Source organism: Geodermatophilus sp. SYSU D00700 (assembly GCF_054050255.1).
Genome location: NZ_JBJGZA010000050.1, coordinates 15,845 through 30,372 on the forward strand (window position 1 = coordinate 15,845; position 14,528 = coordinate 30,372).

The following is a 14,528-nucleotide window of genomic DNA, read 5'->3' on the forward strand; positions in this document are numbered from 1 at the left end:
CGGCCGCGTGCCGCCCGCCCGGGTCACACGGCGGGAGCGAGGGTGAGGACGCGGCGCACCGCGGCCTCGACCGCGTCGATGACCTCCGCGACCGGGACGTCGCGGCCCAGCTCGGCGCTCAGCGAGGTCACGCCGGCGTCGGCGATGCCGCACGGGACCATGTTGGCGAACGCCGACATGTCGGGATCGCAGTTGAGCGCGAAGCCGTGCATGGTGACGCCGCGTGCCACCCGGACCCCGATCGCGGCGATCTTGCGCTCGGGCCGGCTGCCGGTCCCGGGTGCGTCGGCGGCCACCCACACGCCGCTGCGCCCCTCGACCTGCCGGGTGGGCACGCCGACGCCGGCGCAGACCTCCATGAGCGCGTCCTCGAGCCGGCGCACGTGGGCGACGACGTCGACCGGGTCGGGCAGCGCCACGATCGGGTAGCCGACGAGCTGGCCGGGGCCGTGCCAGGTGATCTTGCCGCCGCGGTCGACGTCGATCACCGGCGTGCCGTCGAACGGGCGCTCGTGCGGCTCGGTGCGGCGACCGGCCGTGTAGACCGACGGGTGCTCGAGGAGCAGCAGCGTGTCGGGACCCTCGCCGGCGACCCGCGCGGCGTGGATCTCGCGCTGCCGCGCCCAGGCCTCCTCGTAGGGGACGGTCCCTGCCCGGACGACGCGCAACTCGGTCACGACTCCAGCCTATTCCCGGCTCAGCGGAGCCTGCGGGGCTCGAGGCGGGTCTCGACGGCGGCGCCGTCGGGGCCGCGCTCGACCCGGTAGGCGCTCCCGCCGGGCCGGTCGGCGACCGCCTCGACCAGCTCGGTGCCGCGGTAGACCAGGCCGACGCCGTCGTCGGTGGCGTGCCCGGCCGGCAGCGTCCCGTCGGCCACCAGCCGGTGGTAGAGCGGGCGGCGCTGCTCCTCGGAGTCGTAGTGGACCCCGTTGGACGTGGGGATCAGCCCCAGGCCGTTCGTGACCGGCCGCAGGTCCGGGCCGTAGGAGTCGGTGGTGCCGCCGACGTGCCAGCACAGCGACCCGGCCGACACCCCGCCGAGCACGACGCCGGCCCGCCAGCACTCGGCGAGCACGTCGCCCAGACCGTGCACCCGCCACACCGCGAGCAGGTTGGCTACGCTCCCGCCGCCGACCCAGACGACGTCCTGGGCGAGCAGGTGCGCCCGCACGTCGGCGACCGTGGGCATCGGGAACAGGCTCAGGTGGCTCAGCCGCACCGCACTGCCGGCGAACGCGCCGTAGACCGCCGCCAGCCGGGCCGGGTCGTCGCCGGTCGCGGTGCCCAGGTAGCACAGCCGCGGGTGCTGCGGCGCGCCCGCCAGCTCGACGGCGAGGTCGAACACCGGGCCGGGCGCCCAGTCGTAGGGGCCCCTCCCGCGGGAGTCGAAGCCGATGCTGGTGGCCAGGATCGTCGGGGCGGCGGCGGGCATCAGGCGGCTCCGGTCGCGGTGGCGGGCCGCAGCGCGCGGAGCACGGCCGCGGCGGTGCGCCGGCCGCTGGCCATGGCGCCCTGGATGGACGGGGTGTCGCGGTGGTCGCCGCACACGTACAGGCCGCCGCCGAGGTCGACCGGACGGCGGTGCCGCAGCGGGGGCAGGGCGGCCGGCTGCGCCCCGGTCACCGTGACGGTCGTCAGGTGTGCCAGGTCGCTCGCGGCGACGTCGTGCAGCCGGGCGACCTCGTCGCGGACGTCGGTCTCCCGGGTGGTCGCCAGCGAGTTGCTGGCGACCAGGGCGCGACCGTCGGGGGAGTAGGCGGGCTGGGCGTCGCTGAGGACCACGCTGTTGACCAGCCGCCCGCCCGGCGTGCCGAGGACGATCAGCGGCTCGGTCCAGGGCGAGGCCGGCAGCACGTGGTAGTGGGTGGTCACCTGCCGCGGGGCCGCGGCCTCCACGGCCGGGACCAGGCCGGCGGCGGTGTCGGGGTCGGTGGCCACGACGACGGCGTCGGCGCGGGTGCGGCCACCGTCGGTGCTGACCTCCGTGCCGGTGACCGCGGTGACCCGCACGCCGGTGTGCACCCGCCCCGCCCCGACCCGGGCGGCGAGCTGCTCGCCGATCGCCTGGATGCCCTGCGCCGGCAGGCCGGTCGCGCCGCGGGCGAAGCTGCGCCAGAGCAGGTCGAGGTAGCGGCTCGAGGTCTCCAGCCGGTCCTCGAGCAGCACGCCGGCGAGGAACGGGCCGAAGAAGCGCTCGATCGCCGTCGTCCCCACGCCGGCCTGCCGGAGGTGCTCGGCGGCCGTCGTCTCGCGGGCGGTGAGCAGGCGGGGGACCGGCCAGTAGCCCGCCCGCGCGGAGAACGCCGCGATGGCCATCTTCTCCGGCAGCGACCCGACGGGTGCGCGCAGCGTGTCCGGCAGCGCGGTGGGTACCCGGCGCGGGTCGACCACCCGGTGCGCACGGCCGCCGGCCCGGACGACGGCACCGGGCGCGAAGTAGCCCAGGCCGAGCGCGTCCAGGTCGAGGTCGGCGGCGCGGGGGTAGCCGGTGTTGAACACCTGGAACCCGCGGTCGACGACGAACCCGTCGACCCGCTCGGTGGCCAGCCGTCCGCCGACGTGCCCGGCGGCCTCGAGCACGTGGACGTCGCAGCCGGCGGCGGCCAGCCGGGTGGCCACGGACAGCCCGGCCAGGCCCGCGCCGACGACGACGACCTCGGCGCGGGACGGCGGTGGCATGGCCCGAACCTAGGTGCAGCCGACGCTGCGCACCCGTCCGGGTCGGGTGGCTGTGGACGGATCCGGCGCCTGTGGACAGCCGGAGCGGGCCGGGGGTGGATCGGCCTACCGTCCCCGGCCGTGTCCACGCTGCGCGATCCCGACGCCGACCGTCCCGACCCCGATGCGGAGACCGACGCCGGTCCCGCGGCCCCGGTCGCGCCCCCGGTGGTGCCCGGCTACCGGCTCGACCGGCTGCTCGGGAGGGGCGGTTCCGGTGAGGTGTGGCGTGCCCGTCCCCGCGACGGCGGCCCGCCGGTGGCGGTCAAGGTCCTCGTGGCCGGGGACGCCGAGCGGCAGGCGCGCGAGGCTGCCCTCCTCGGTGCGCTGGACCACCCGCACCTGGTCCGGTTGCACGAGGTGGTCCACCAGCCGCGGCGCGGCGGCCCACCCCGGGTGGCGCTCGTCCTCGACCTGCTCGAGGGCGGCAGCCTCGCGTCCCTGCTGGCCCGGCGCGGGCGACTGCGCCCCGGCGAGGTGGTGACCACGCTGGCCCCGGTCGCGGCGGCGCTCGCCCGGGCGCACGAGGAGGGCGTCGTCCACGGCGACCTCTCGCCGGGCAACGTCGTGTTCACCGCCGAGGGGCGGCCCGTGCTCACCGACCTGGGCGTGGCGCGCGTCCTGGGGGAGGAGGCGGCCGGTGAGGTCACCCCCGCCTACGTCGATCCCGCGGTGGCGCGCGGCGGTGCGCCGGGTCCGGCGTCCGACGTCTTCGGCGTGGCCGCCGCCGCTTTCCACGCACTGACCGGGGTGGCGCCCTGGAACGCGGCCACGCCGGCGGACACCCTCGCCGTCGCGGCCGCCGGCGACCTGCCCGATCTCGCCACCCTCGCGCCCGACGCGCCCCCGGCGCTGCTCGAGGTGGTCGCCCGGGGCCTGTCGGCCGATCCCCACGCCCGCGGCTCGGCCGCGGCGTTCGCCCTCGACCTGCGCCACGCCTGCCGTCCCGAGCCCGTCCGGCTGCCCCGTGCCGGCGTTCCCGACGCCGACCTCGGCCGCACCGGCCGAGGACCGCGGACCGAGCTGACCCACCAGGTCCCCGGCCGGCACCGCAGGCCCACTCCCCGGGAGGTCCGGCCCGCCGCTCGCCGCCTCCGATGGCCGGGTCGGGCGGCGCTGCGCCGCGCCGCGGCCGGTGCCGGCACGGCCGTCCTGGTCGTCGTGGCGATCTGGGGAGGCCTGGCCTGGTCGCGGTCGGGACCGGCGGCCGGGCCGGCTCCGGTGAGCGAGGCGGCCGCGACCACCGCCGACGGTCCGTCGCCGTCGCCGTCGCCGTCGCCGTCGCCGTCGCCGTCCCCCGTGCCGCCGGCTGCTCCGCCGGGTGGGGCGGCCTCGCCGCCGGGCCCGGCTGCGCCGCCGGCCGCCGAGGAGACGGACTGGACCGCCGTCCTCACCACGCTGTACCAGCGGCGCGCCGAGGCGTTCGGCACGGGAGATGCAGCCCTGCTGGAGGAGGTCTACACCGCCGACAGCCCGCTGCTCGCCACAGACCGCGCGTACCTGGCGGCGCTGACGTCGGCAGGGGAGGTGCTGAGCGGGTTCCGGCCGACCGTCACGCAGGTGACGCTCACCGGCGAGGCCACGACCGGCGGTCCCGTGCGGGTGGAATTACTTGACAGCTGGGCGGAGTGCGCCGTCGTGTCCGCGGAGGACCCGGACGGCCCGGTGCTGCGGACCGAGCCGGGCCGGGCGCCGGTCCGCGTCGAGATGGTCCTGGTCCCCGGTCCCGGCGGGTGGCGCATCGGCTCGGCCGGCCGGCTGTCGTGACCGGTCAGCCGCGCCCGAGGGCCTCGCGCAGCGCGGACGGCAGCGTCGCGTGACGGAACCGGTAGCCGGAGGCCTGCAGCCTGGCCGGGACGGCCCGCTGCCCGGCGAGCACGCTGGAGCGCCCGAACTCGCCGAGGGCCAGCTGCAGGGCGATCGCCGGCACGGGGAGGACGGCCGGACGGGAGACGGCGGCGGCGAGGTCGCGGACGAACTCGCGGTTGGGCACCGGCTCCGGGCCGGTCAGGTTCACCGGACCGCTGACGTCACCGGCGGTCAGCAGGAACAGGATGGCGCCGATCTCGTCGGCCAGGCCGATCCACGGCCAGAACTGCCGGCCCGATCCCATGCGGCCACCCAGCCCGAGGCGGAACACCGTGCCGAGGATGCGCACCAGCATCGCGCCGCGGCCGATCACCAGACCCGTGCGCAGGGTGACCACGCGGACGCCGGCGTCGGCGGCGGGGCGGGTGGCCTCCTCCCACTGCACGCACAGGCGGGCGAGGAAGTCCTGCCCCGGCTCGGCGTCCTCCTCGACGACACGGTCGCCGGTGTCGCCGTAGTAGCCGACCGCCGACGCCGACAGCAGCACCCGCGGCCGGGACGGCTCCGCGGCGACGGCGGCGGCCAGCGCCTCGCTGACGGTGGTCGTGCTGTCGATCCGGCTGGCGACCAGGTCGCGCTTGTAGCCGGCGGTGAACGGGCGCGGGCGGATCGGCGTGCCGCCCAGGTTGACCACGGCGTCGACGTCGCGCAGCAGCACGGGGTCGACGCGCCGGTGCTGCGGGTCCCAGCGGTGCTCGTCGGCGGTGCGGGGGGTGCGACGGACCAGGCGGATGACCTCGTGCCCGTCGGCGCGCAGCGCCGGGACCAGTGCCTGACCGATGAGCCCGGAGGCCCCGGTGACCGCGATCTTCACGACTCTCCTCGTCCCCCTCGGCATGGTGGTGGCCGGGTCCCGGCACTCGTGCCGGGACCCGGCCGGGGGACGTCAGGAGAGGCCGAGCTCACCCTCGAACTGGCCGGCCTCGAGACGCTCCTTGACCGTCCCGAGGAACCGGGCGGCGTCGGCACCGTCGACGATGCGGTGGTCGTAGGTGAGCGCCAGGTACACCATCGAGCGGACCGCGATGACCTCGCCGAGGTCGGGGTCCTGGACGACCACCGGACGCTTGACCACCGAGCCGGTGCCCAGGATGGCCACCTGCGGCTGGTTGATGATCGGCGTGTCGAACAGGGCGCCACGGCTGCCGGTGTTGGTCAGCGTGAAGGTGCCCCCGCCCAGCTCGTCCGGGGTGACCTTGTTGATCCGGGTCCGCTCGGCCAGGTCGGCGATCTTGCGCGCGATGCCGCCCAGGCTGAGGTCGCCGGCGCCGTGGATGACCGGCACCAGCAGGCCGCGCTCGGTGTCGACGGCGATCCCGAGGTTCTCCGCGTCGTGGTAGGTGACCGTCCCGGCCTCGAGGTCGACCGAGGAGTTCACGGCCGGGTGGACCTTGAGCGCCTCGACGGCCGCCTTGGCGAAGAACGGCAGGAACGACAGCTTGACGCCCTCACGGGCCTGGAAGTCCCGCTTGGCCCGGTCGCGCAGCCGGGCGATCCGGGTGACGTCGACCTCGACGACGGTGGTCAGCTGCGCGCTGATGGCCAGCGACTCGACCATGCGGCGCGCGATGACCCCGCGCAGGCGCGACATCTTCTCGGTGCGGCCGCGCAGCGACGGGTCCGGCTGGGCCGCCGGCGACGGCGCGGCCGGACGGCCGGCGGCGGCCGGAGCGCTCGGCGCGGCCGGGGCCTCTGCCGGCGCGGCCGACTCCGCGCCGGCCGACTCGGCGGCGGCGAGGACGTCCTGCTTGCGGATCCGCCCGCCGACGCCGGTGCCCGTGAGCGTGGAGAGGTCCACACCGTGTTCGGCGGCCAGGCGGCGGACGAGCGGGGTCACGTAGGTGCCGCCGCCGTCGGCGGGTGCCGGTGCCGCGGTCGGGGCGGGAGCGGCCGGGGCCTGCCCGCCGGACGGGGCCGGGCGGGACTGGGTCGGCGGGGTGGCCTGCTGCTCGGCGACCGTCTCCGCGGCGCCGGAGCCGTAGTCGGCACCGGCGGGGACCGACGGCGGCGGACCGGGAGGAGCGGCGGCGGGCGGCTCCTGGCGGGGGGCCGGCGGCTGCTGCACCGGCGTCTGCTGCGCGGCGGGCTCGGGCGCGGGAGCGGACGGCGCGGGTGCCCCGCCGGCGGCGCCGCTGCCGATCACCGCGAGCTGGGCACCGACCTCGACGGTCTCGTCCTCGTTGACCGCGATGGACAGCAGGGTGCCCGACACCGGCGCCGGGATCTCGGTGTCGACCTTGTCCGTGGACACCTCCAGCAGCGGCTCGTCGGCGGTGACCTCGTCACCGACCGACTTCAGCCAGCGCGTCACGGTGCCCTCGGTGACGCTCTCGCCCAGCGCCGGCATGGTCACCGGGGTGCCCTGGCCATCGCCGGACGAGGCCTGGCCCGACGAGCCCTGGCCCGAGGAGGACTGCTCCGACGAGGCCTGGCCGGCCGGTGCCGCGGCGGGCTCCGGAGCCGGCCGGCTCTCCTCCGACGGGCCGGGACCGGCGTCCTCGACCTGCTCGGTCGGGGTCTGCGGCGTGGTGTCGGCGTCCTCCGCGGAGGCCGGGCCGCCACCGGCGTCGCCGTCGCCCTCGCCGCCGATGACCGCGAGCTCGGCGCCGACCTCGACCGTCTCGTCCTCCGCCACCAGGATCCGGGTGAGCACACCCGCAGCGGGGGAGGGGATCTCGGTGTCGACCTTGTCGGTGGACACCTCGAGGAGCGGCTCGTCGACCTCGACCTGCTCACCCTCCTGCTTGAGCCAGCGGGTGACCGTGCCCTCGGTGACGCTCTCGCCCAGGGCGGGCATGGTGACGGAGGTCGGCATCGGGAGAGGGCTCCTTCGTGGTGGCGAGGGTGGGGGAGACGGCGGCCGGCGACGCGGGGAGCGGCGTCAGCTGTGGGCGTGCAGCGGCTTGCCGGCCAGCGCGAGGTGCGCCTCGCCGATGGCCTCGCTCTGCGTCGGGTGCGGGTGGATCAGGGCGGCCACCTCGTCGGGCAGGGCTTCCCAGTTGAAGATCAGCTGCGCCTCGGCGACCAGCTCGCCGACGCGGCTGCCCACCATGTGCACGCCGACCACCGGGCCGTCCTTCTGCCGGATCAGCTTGACCGCGCCCTGGGTCTTGAGGATCTGGCTGCGGCCGTTGCCCCCGAGGTCGTAGACGAGGGTCTCGACGTCGCCGTACTTCTCACGGGCCTGCTCCTCGGTGAGGCCGACCGAGGCCACCTCGGGCTCGGAGTAGGTCACCCGCGGGACGCCCGCGTAGTCGATCGGGACGACCGGCAGCCCGGCGAGCCGCTCGGCGACGAGGATGCCCTCGCCGAAGCCGACGTGGGCCAGCTGCAGGGTGGGGATGAGGTCGCCGACGGCGGAGATGGTCGGGACGTTGGTCTGGCAGTACTCGTCGACCAGCACGTAGCCGCGGTCCATCGCGACGCCGGCCTCCTCGTAGCCCAGCCCCTGGCTGACCGGACCGCGGCCGACGGCGACGAGGACGATCTCGGCCTCGAACTCCTTGCCGTTCTGCAGGCTGACCTTGACGCCGTTCTCGGTGTGCGCGACCCCCGACACCAGGTTGCCGAGCTCGAAGTTGATCTTCCGGCGGCGGAACGCCCGCTCCAGCAGCTTGGAGGAGCTCTCGTCCTCCAGCGGCACCAGGTGCTTCAGGCCCTCGATGATCGTGACGTCGACGCCGAAGGACTTCCACGCGCTGGCGAACTCGCACCCGATGACGCCGCCGCCGAGGATGATCGCCGACGTCGGGACGCGGTCGAGCCCGAGCGCCTGCTCGCTGTCGATGACGCGGACGCCGTCGAGCTCGACGCCGGGGATGCTGCGCGAGTAGGACCCGGTGGCCAGCAGGACGTGCCGGCCCTCGTAGGTCTGCCCGTTGACCGACACGGCGGTGGGGGAGACCAGCCGGCCCTCGCCCTCGACGTAGGTGATGCCGCGGCTCTTGATCAGCCCCTGCAGCCCCTTGTAGAGCCGCGCGACGACGCCGTCCTTGTAGGCGTTCACGCCGTCCATGTCGATGCCGGCCAGCGAGGTCTTGACGCCGAACTGCTCGCCCTCGCGGGCCTGGTCGGCGATCTCACCGCTGTGCAGCAGCGCCTTGGTGGGGATGCAGCCCCGGTGCAGGCAGGTGCCGCCCACCTTGTCCTTCTCGACCAGGACGACCGACAGGCCCAGCTCCGCCGCCCGCAGCGCGGCGGCGTAGCCACCCGAGCCACCGCCGAGGATGACCAGGTCGGCAGGGGTGGTGGGTGCGCTCACGACGTGCTCCTCGTTGATCTCGGCCTGCCCCGCCCGTTCGGGCGGGGGGATGGTCCGCGCCCATCCTGCCACTCCGGCGGAGGGGCGGCTCAGGGCGCCGACCAGCGGCGGGGCGCGCGTCGCGGGCACGACGCCGGCGCCCCGCCCGGGTGGTGGTCAGCCGGCGAGCAGGTCCTCGATCGTGGCCAGCAGCGTGCGGACCGGGACGCCGGTGCCGCCCTTGGGCGTGTAGCCCCACGGGGCGCCGGTGTTGTAGCTCGGGCCGGCGATGTCGATGTGCGCCCAGGGCAGCCCGGCGGGCACGAACTCGGCGAGGAAGTGCGCCCCGACGAGCATGCCGCCCATCCGGTCGGCGTTGGCGTTGACGAAGTCGGCGATGGGGGAGTCGATGCCCCGGCGCAGCTCCTCGGGCATCGGCATGGCCCACATCGGCTCGCCGCTGCGCCGGCTGGCGGCCACGACGGCGTCGCGCAGGTCGTCGCTGCCCATGACGCCGGCGGTGCGGGCCCCGAGCGCGACCAGCTGCGCGCCGGTGAGCGTGGAGGTCTCGAGCAGCACGTCCGGGGAGTCCTCGGCCGCCCGGGCGATGGCGTCGGCCAGGATCACGCGGCCCTCGGCGTCGGTGTTGGTGATCTCGGCCTTCTTGCCGTTGCGGAAGGTGACCACGTCGGCCGGCCGGTAGGCGGTGCCGCTGGGCAGGTTCTCCGCCATCGGCACGGTGGCGGTCAGCTCGACCGGCAGGCCGAGCCGGGCGACCAGGCAGGCCGTGGCGATCGCGGCGGCGGCGCCGGCCATGTCGCTGGTCATGTGGTGCATGTTCGCGGCGGGCTTGATCGACAGGCCGCCGCTGTCGAAGGTGATGCCCTTGCCGACGAGGGCGACCTTCTTCTGCGCCCGCTTGCCCGAGTACCGCAGCCGCAGCAGTCGCGGGCCGCGCGCGGAGCCCCCGCCGACGGCGAGGACGCCGCCGTAGCCGCCGGCGGCCAGCTCGTCCTCGGCGAGCACCTCCACCGACAGCCCCGCGGCCTTGCCGGCCGCCGCGCCGCGGGCGGCGAGCTCGGCCGGGTACAGGTCGTTGGGCGGGGTGTTGACCAGGTCGCGCACGAGGGCGACCGCGTCGGCGACCGCGCGCACCCGGGCCAGCGGCGCCTTGGCCGCGCCGGCGTCCGGGACGACGACGGTGAACTCGCGCGGCGGCGCCGGCCGGTCGGCGGGCAGGTCGGAGCGGTAGGCGGTGAACTCGTAGGCGCCCAGCAGCGCGCCCTCGCCCACGGCGTGCAGCCGCTCGGCGTCGGGCGTGCCCCCGACCGCGGCGAGCAGCGAGACGACCGAGCCGCGGCCGCCCAGCGCCCGGCTGGCCGCCCCGGCGGCCCGGCGCACCGCCTCGGCCGGGTAGCCGCCGCCGTTCCGCGAGGCGCCGAGGCCGACGGCCGCCACGACGGGGAAGGGGCCGTGGCCGAGGCTCGCGACCCGGGTGACCTCGTCCTCGGCGCCGCGGGCACCGAGGTCGGCGAGGGCGGGCAGCAGCCGGCCGCCCAGCAGGCGGTCGACGGCCTCGGCACCCGGCGTGGGCAGCAGGCCGGAGGTGCCCTTGCCGATCCCCACGACGACGGCGTCGGCGGGGGTCTTCTCGAGCGGGCGGTCGGTGGCGGTGATCGTCGGCGGCACCGCTCGATCCTAGGGGGCGCCGATCCGGCGGTCGTGAGGACGGCGAAGGAGTCGGCGGGCCGGCGTCGCTACGGTTCCGGTGTGAGCCCGCGGACCTCCCCCCTGCACGACCGCCACGTCGCGGCCGGCGCCAAGCTCGCCGACTTCGGCGGGTGGTCGATGCCCATCGAGTACGCGGGTGGTGGCGTCCTCGCCGAGCACGCCGCCGTGCGGGAGGCGGTGGGCCTGTTCGACGTCTCCCACCTGGGCACCGGCACGGTCCGCGGGCCCGGCGCCGCGGCGCTCGTCGACGCCTGCCTGACCAACGACCTGTCCCGCATCGGCCCCGGCCGGGCGCAGTACACGCTCTGCTGCGTCCCCGACGGGGAGCCCGACGCCGGCGGCGTGGTCGACGACCTGATCGTCTACCTGCACGGGGACGACGACGTGCTGCTGGTGCCCAACGCCGCGAACGCGCAGGAGGTGCTCTCCCGGCTGGCCGACGCGGCGCCGACCGGGGTGACGGTGACCGACCGGCACGAGGAGGTCGCCGTCCTCGCCGTCCAGGGGCCGCGCTCGGCCGCCGTCCTCGGCGCCGCCGGGCTGGCCGCCGACCTGTCCTACATGGCCTTCGCCGGCGGGGCAGGGGAGGAGGTGACCGTCTGCCGCACCGGCTACACCGGGGAGCACGGCTACGAGCTGCTCGTCGCCGCCGACCGGGCCGGCGACCTGTGGGACCGGTTGCTGGAGGCCGGGGCCGCCGAGGGCATCCGCGCCTGCGGCCTGGGCGCCCGGGACACGCTGCGCACCGAGATGGGCTACCCGCTGCACGGTCACGAGCTGTCGCGGTCGATCACCCCCAACCAGGCCCGCAGCGGCTGGGCCGTGGGCTGGCGCAAGCCGGCGTTCTGGGGCCGCGAGACCCTGCTGGCCGAGCGCGAGGCCGGTGCCGCGCGCCTGCTGTGGGGGCTGCGCGCTCCCGGGCGCGGCATCCCCCGGCCGGGCATGGCCGTCCTCGACGCCGGGGGAGCGCGGGTCGGCGAGGTCACCAGCGGCACCTTCTCGCCGACCCTGCGCACCGGGATCGCGCTCGCCCTGCTCGACACCGCAGCGGAGCCGACCGAGGGTGCCGCCCTCGCCGTCGACGTCCGGGGCCGCCCGCAGCCGGTCGAGGTCGTCCGTCCGCCGTTCGTCCCCTCGCACGTCCGCTAGGAGGATGGCCCGGACGGACCTTCGTCAGGCCTTCTGCTTGGACTCCTTGGTGGGCTCCGGCGGGTCGGGCAGCTCGTCGGCCATGGTGGCGTTGCGCTGCCCCATCGGGACCGGCTCGCCCTCGGTGGTGTCCTCGGCCGTCTGGTGCTCGGCCTCGGAGTTGATCTCCGCGCCGAACAGCACCAGGTAGCAGGTGAGGTACAGCCACAGCATCAGGACGATGACGCCGGCGATGGTGCCGTAGGTCTTGTCGTAGGACCCGAAGGCGTCGACGTAGAAGCTGAAGCCCAGGCTGACCAGCGCCCAGATGACCGTCACGACGATCGCGCCCAGGCTGACCCACTTCAGCTGCGGGGCGTCGCGGTCGGGTGCCACCCGGTAGAGCACCGCCAGCGAGCCGGCGAAGACGCCGAGCAGCAGCACCCAGCGCACCACCTGCGCCAGGACCGTGCCGACGACGCCCAGTGGCAGCGCGTCGAGCAGCGCCGGCACCACGGCGACCAGCGTGAAGGTGATCAGGATGAACAGGATCGCGCCGAGGGTCAGCCCCAGGGCCATCGCCTTGCGCTTGACGAAGGAGCGGGTCTCGACCTCGTCGTAGGCGATGTTGACCGCTGAGATCACGTTGCCGGTGCCGCCCGAGGCCGACCACAGGGCGGCCAGCACGGAGACCGCCAGCGACAGGGACAGGGCGCCACCGCTGTTCTCGGTGATCGCGGTGAGCTGGGTGCCGATGAGGCTCGCCGCGTCCTCGGGGAGCTGGGCCGACAGGTCCTCGACCTGCTGGGCGACGGTCTCCGGCGAGGCGACCAGGCCGTAGATGGAGATCGTCGCGATCAGCGCGGGGAAGATCGCGAGGAACGCGAAGAACGCGACGCCGCCGGCGATGATCGGCATGTTGTCGGCGTTGTGCTCGGCCCACGCCCGCTTGACGATCTGCTTCCAGCCGCGCGCCGGGATCTGCGTCGGCGTCTCGGCGTGCACGCCGGGCAGGTCGGCGTGGGTGGGGCCGCCGGGCGGGACCTTGCCGGGATCGGCCGGTCCCTCACCGCGGGCGGCCCGCTCCTCCGCCTCCCGGGCGGCCGCGCGGCGGGCCGCCTTCTCCTCCACCCGCTGCCGGATGCGGTCGACGGCGCTGTCGCGCTGCCTGGTCCCGGCCATGCCCGGTCCTCCCGTGTCCTCGGTCGATGTCCCGTCAGTCGCCCGGCCAGGTGCCGGTCAGCTTGGTGAAGCCACGCGCGCCGAGCCGGTCGATCGTGGCCTTGGTCGCGGCGAAGATGGCGCCCTGGATGGCCGCGGCCAGCACGACCTCGCGCATGCGGTACTCGCTCTGCAGCGCGTCGGGGGCGTCCTCCTCGCCGGAGACCCGCTTCCAGACCTGCTTGAAGATCGCCCCGGAGACGACGCCGGCGAGGAGGCCGGCGCCCAGGCCCACGGGGCGGTAGACCAGCTTCGCGCTCTTCTGGCTCACCTGCGCACCTTCCCCTTGGCGACCCCGCTCTTGGCGAGGGCCTTGCCCGTGGCCTTCCCCGTCGCCTTGCCCTTGGCCTTCGTGGCGACGGCCTTCTGCGCGACGGCCTTCTTCGCGGCGCTCTGCGCCAGCGCCCGGCGCCGGGCGTCCCGGGCGACGGCGCGCTGCGCCCGCTTGGCCTCCCGGGTGGCCTGCGCGCGGGCCCGCCGGGCCTCTGCTCGCGCCTGCGCCAGTGCGGCACCGGTCGCGGTGGAGGCGGCCGAGGCACGGCGGCGCCTGCGCCGGCGGCGCCACGCGACCAGGCCGACCAGGCCGGCGAGCGCGGCACCGGCGCCGATGACGGCGGGCGGGCTCTCGCGGTAGGTCTCGACGGCGGTGTCCTTGGCGCGGGCCGCGCCCTCCTTGGCGCGGGCGGGGACGTCGAGGCGGGCACTGAGCTCGTCGACGGTGCGGCCCAGCTGCTCGCGGGTCGCCTCGATCTCGGCCTTGATGGCGTCGGGATCGGCCGGACCGGCGGAGTCGGACCCGTCGGGACGGGAGCTGCCGGACGCGGTGCTCATCGGCGCGCACTCTCCTTGACGGTCGCGATGTCGGCCTTGGTGCTGGCGATGGCCTCGGTGGGCACCGGCGGGGTGCCCTGCTGCACGTCCTTCTTGCCGACCAGCGCCAGCACGCCCGCGACGGCGAACAGCACGACGGCGACGACGAGCGCGGCGAGCCAGGCCGGCATGACCACGTCGAGGGCGAGGACGGCGGTGGCGACGAGCACGCACAGGCCCAGGAAGCCGAACAGGCCCGCGCCGCCGAACAGGCCGGCGCCCACACCCAGGCGCTTGGCCTTCTGGGTCATCTCGGCCTGCGCCAGCCGGGCCTCGTCGCGCACCAGGCGCGACACCTGCTCGGTCAGCTGGCTGATCAGCTGGCCGGTCGAGGCGTCCTCGGTCGTCGGGGGCGGAGGGGTGGCGCGCGAGGCGCCCCCCGCGGACGGCACGGTCATCGGTCCTCCGGTGGGCAGCGGTCGTCGGACCTCCCATGCCCCTGCCGGTCGCTCCCGACACCCACCGGTCGATCACACCGCGGACACGGTCCGGCGTCACTAGCCTCGGGCCATGACCTGGACCTGGCGGCTCGAGGATGCCGACGGCGCCACCATCGACCCCGCCGCGCTGGGCGTCGAGGTGCCCGGCTCGGACAACCAGGGCGACGCGGAGTCGTGGCTGGGGGAGAACTGGCGTGACCTGCTGGGCCGGGGGGTGGCCACGGTGAGCCTGTTCGACGGCGACCGGAAGGCCTACGGCCCGATGGGCCTCGCCCCGGCCTGACCCTCGACTCGACGTCGAGGGTCAGGCC

Annotated in this window: 14 protein-coding genes; 3 read left to right on the forward strand and 11 right to left on the reverse strand. The window is 76.0% G+C overall.

The window, feature by feature from the left end; all coding sequences use genetic code 11:
- Positions 1–23: 23 nt before the first annotated feature.
- From lipB to ACI79V_RS22370, 3 genes are read right to left on the reverse strand one after another with little or no spacing between them, the layout of a single operon-like run.
- The gene (gene lipB / locus ACI79V_RS22360; RefSeq protein ID WP_456892850.1) at positions 24–677 is read right to left on the reverse strand and encodes a lipoyl(octanoyl) transferase LipB; all 654 of its coding nucleotides are present in this window, start codon (positions 675–677) and stop codon (positions 24–26) included.
- Between the two features lie 20 nt (positions 678–697).
- The gene (locus ACI79V_RS22365; RefSeq protein ID WP_456892852.1) at positions 698–1,432 is read right to left on the reverse strand and encodes a Type 1 glutamine amidotransferase-like domain-containing protein; all 735 of its coding nucleotides are present in this window, start codon (positions 1,430–1,432) and stop codon (positions 698–700) included.
- Positions 1,432–2,679 carry an NAD(P)/FAD-dependent oxidoreductase gene (locus ACI79V_RS22370; RefSeq protein ID WP_456892854.1) on the reverse strand — a complete coding sequence of 416 codons (1,248 nt, stop codon included), beginning with the start codon at positions 2,677–2,679 and terminating at the stop codon, positions 1,432–1,434. Before ACI79V_RS22370 ends, ACI79V_RS22365 begins: the two co-directional genes overlap by 1 nt.
- Positions 2,680–2,799: 120 nt before the next feature.
- Here ACI79V_RS22370 and ACI79V_RS22375 point away from each other — a divergent pair, with 120 nt between their 5' ends.
- Positions 2,800–4,485: a serine/threonine-protein kinase gene (locus tag ACI79V_RS22375; RefSeq protein WP_456892855.1), complete on the forward strand. Its 1,686-nt coding sequence runs from the start codon at positions 2,800–2,802 to the stop codon at positions 4,483–4,485.
- Positions 4,486–4,489: 4 nt separating this feature from the next.
- On the opposite strand, the gene ACI79V_RS22380 is transcribed toward ACI79V_RS22375, so the two are convergent.
- The 4 genes from ACI79V_RS22380 to ACI79V_RS22395 all read right to left on the reverse strand — a co-directional run bounded on the left by ACI79V_RS22380 (position 4,490) and on the right by ACI79V_RS22395 (position 10,516).
- Positions 4,490–5,401, reverse strand: a complete 912-nt coding sequence (locus tag ACI79V_RS22380; protein ID WP_456892857.1) for a TIGR01777 family oxidoreductase — start codon at positions 5,399–5,401, stop codon at positions 4,490–4,492.
- A 72-nt stretch (positions 5,402–5,473) separates the two neighbouring features.
- Complete coding sequence (gene sucB / locus ACI79V_RS22385) at positions 5,474–7,402, reverse strand: 2-oxoglutarate dehydrogenase, E2 component, dihydrolipoamide succinyltransferase (RefSeq protein WP_456892859.1); 1,929 nt, start codon at positions 7,400–7,402, stop codon at positions 5,474–5,476.
- 66 nt (positions 7,403–7,468) lie between these two features.
- Positions 7,469–8,848, reverse strand: coding sequence for a dihydrolipoyl dehydrogenase (gene lpdA / locus ACI79V_RS22390; RefSeq protein ID WP_456892861.1), 1,380 nt, complete (start codon positions 8,846–8,848; stop codon positions 7,469–7,471).
- A 156-nt stretch (positions 8,849–9,004) separates the two neighbouring features.
- On the reverse strand, positions 9,005–10,516 hold the full coding sequence (locus tag ACI79V_RS22395) for a leucyl aminopeptidase (protein WP_456892863.1): 1,512 nt from the start codon (positions 10,514–10,516) through the stop codon (positions 9,005–9,007).
- An 81-nt stretch (positions 10,517–10,597) separates the two neighbouring features.
- Between ACI79V_RS22395 and gcvT the strand changes: the two genes are divergently transcribed.
- Complete coding sequence (gene gcvT / locus ACI79V_RS22400; protein ID WP_456892865.1) at positions 10,598–11,707, forward strand: glycine cleavage system aminomethyltransferase GcvT; 1,110 nt, start codon at positions 10,598–10,600, stop codon at positions 11,705–11,707.
- A gap of 24 nt (positions 11,708–11,731) precedes the next feature.
- On the opposite strand, the gene ACI79V_RS22405 is transcribed toward gcvT, so the two are convergent.
- The 4 genes from ACI79V_RS22405 to ACI79V_RS22420 are packed head-to-tail and all read right to left on the reverse strand — an operon-like array spanning position 11,732 to position 14,175.
- Positions 11,732–12,868 carry a YihY/virulence factor BrkB family protein gene (locus ACI79V_RS22405; protein WP_456892867.1) on the reverse strand — a complete coding sequence of 379 codons (1,137 nt, stop codon included), beginning with the start codon at positions 12,866–12,868 and terminating at the stop codon, positions 11,732–11,734.
- 34 nt (positions 12,869–12,902) lie between these two features.
- Positions 12,903–13,178, reverse strand: coding sequence for a DUF4235 domain-containing protein (locus ACI79V_RS22410; protein ID WP_456875492.1), 276 nt, complete (start codon positions 13,176–13,178; stop codon positions 12,903–12,905).
- Positions 13,175–13,738: a DUF3618 domain-containing protein gene (locus ACI79V_RS22415; RefSeq protein WP_456892869.1), complete on the reverse strand. Its 564-nt coding sequence runs from the start codon at positions 13,736–13,738 to the stop codon at positions 13,175–13,177. Before ACI79V_RS22415 ends, ACI79V_RS22410 begins: the two co-directional genes overlap by 4 nt.
- Positions 13,735–14,175 (reverse strand): phage holin family protein, encoded by a 441-nt coding sequence (locus ACI79V_RS22420; protein WP_456875494.1) that lies wholly within the window; start codon positions 14,173–14,175, stop codon positions 13,735–13,737. The genes ACI79V_RS22415 and ACI79V_RS22420 overlap by 4 nt, the downstream gene beginning before the upstream one ends.
- Before the next feature lie 112 nt (positions 14,176–14,287).
- Here ACI79V_RS22420 and ACI79V_RS22425 point away from each other — a divergent pair, with 112 nt between their 5' ends.
- The gene (locus ACI79V_RS22425; protein WP_456892871.1) at positions 14,288–14,500 is read left to right on the forward strand and encodes a hypothetical protein; all 213 of its coding nucleotides are present in this window, start codon (positions 14,288–14,290) and stop codon (positions 14,498–14,500) included.
- Positions 14,501–14,528 lie beyond the last annotated feature (28 nt).

What these genes read in the sequence shown, in the direction of transcription:
- ACI79V_RS22365 (WP_456892852.1), bottom strand. Translation starts at nt 1,432, where the DNA reads ATGCCCGCCGCCGCCCCGACGATCCTGGCCACCAGCATCGGCTTCGAC.
- ACI79V_RS22370 (WP_456892854.1), bottom strand. Translation starts at nt 2,679, where the DNA reads ATGCCACCGCCGTCCCGCGCCGAGGTCGTCGTCGTCGGCGCGGGCCTG.
- sucB (WP_456892859.1), bottom strand. Translation starts at nt 7,402, where the DNA reads ATGCCGACCTCCGTCACCATGCCCGCCCTGGGCGAGAGCGTCACCGAG.
- ACI79V_RS22405 (WP_456892867.1), bottom strand. Translation starts at nt 12,868, where the DNA reads ATGGCCGGGACCAGGCAGCGCGACAGCGCCGTCGACCGCATCCGGCAG.
- ACI79V_RS22415 (WP_456892869.1), bottom strand. Translation starts at nt 13,738, where the DNA reads ATGAGCACCGCGTCCGGCAGCTCCCGTCCCGACGGGTCCGACTCCGCC.
- ACI79V_RS22420 (WP_456875494.1), bottom strand. Translation starts at nt 14,175, where the DNA reads ATGACCGTGCCGTCCGCGGGGGGCGCCTCGCGCGCCACCCCTCCGCCC.
- ACI79V_RS22425 (WP_456892871.1), top strand. Translation starts at nt 14,288, where the DNA reads ATGACCTGGACCTGGCGGCTCGAGGATGCCGACGGCGCCACCATCGAC.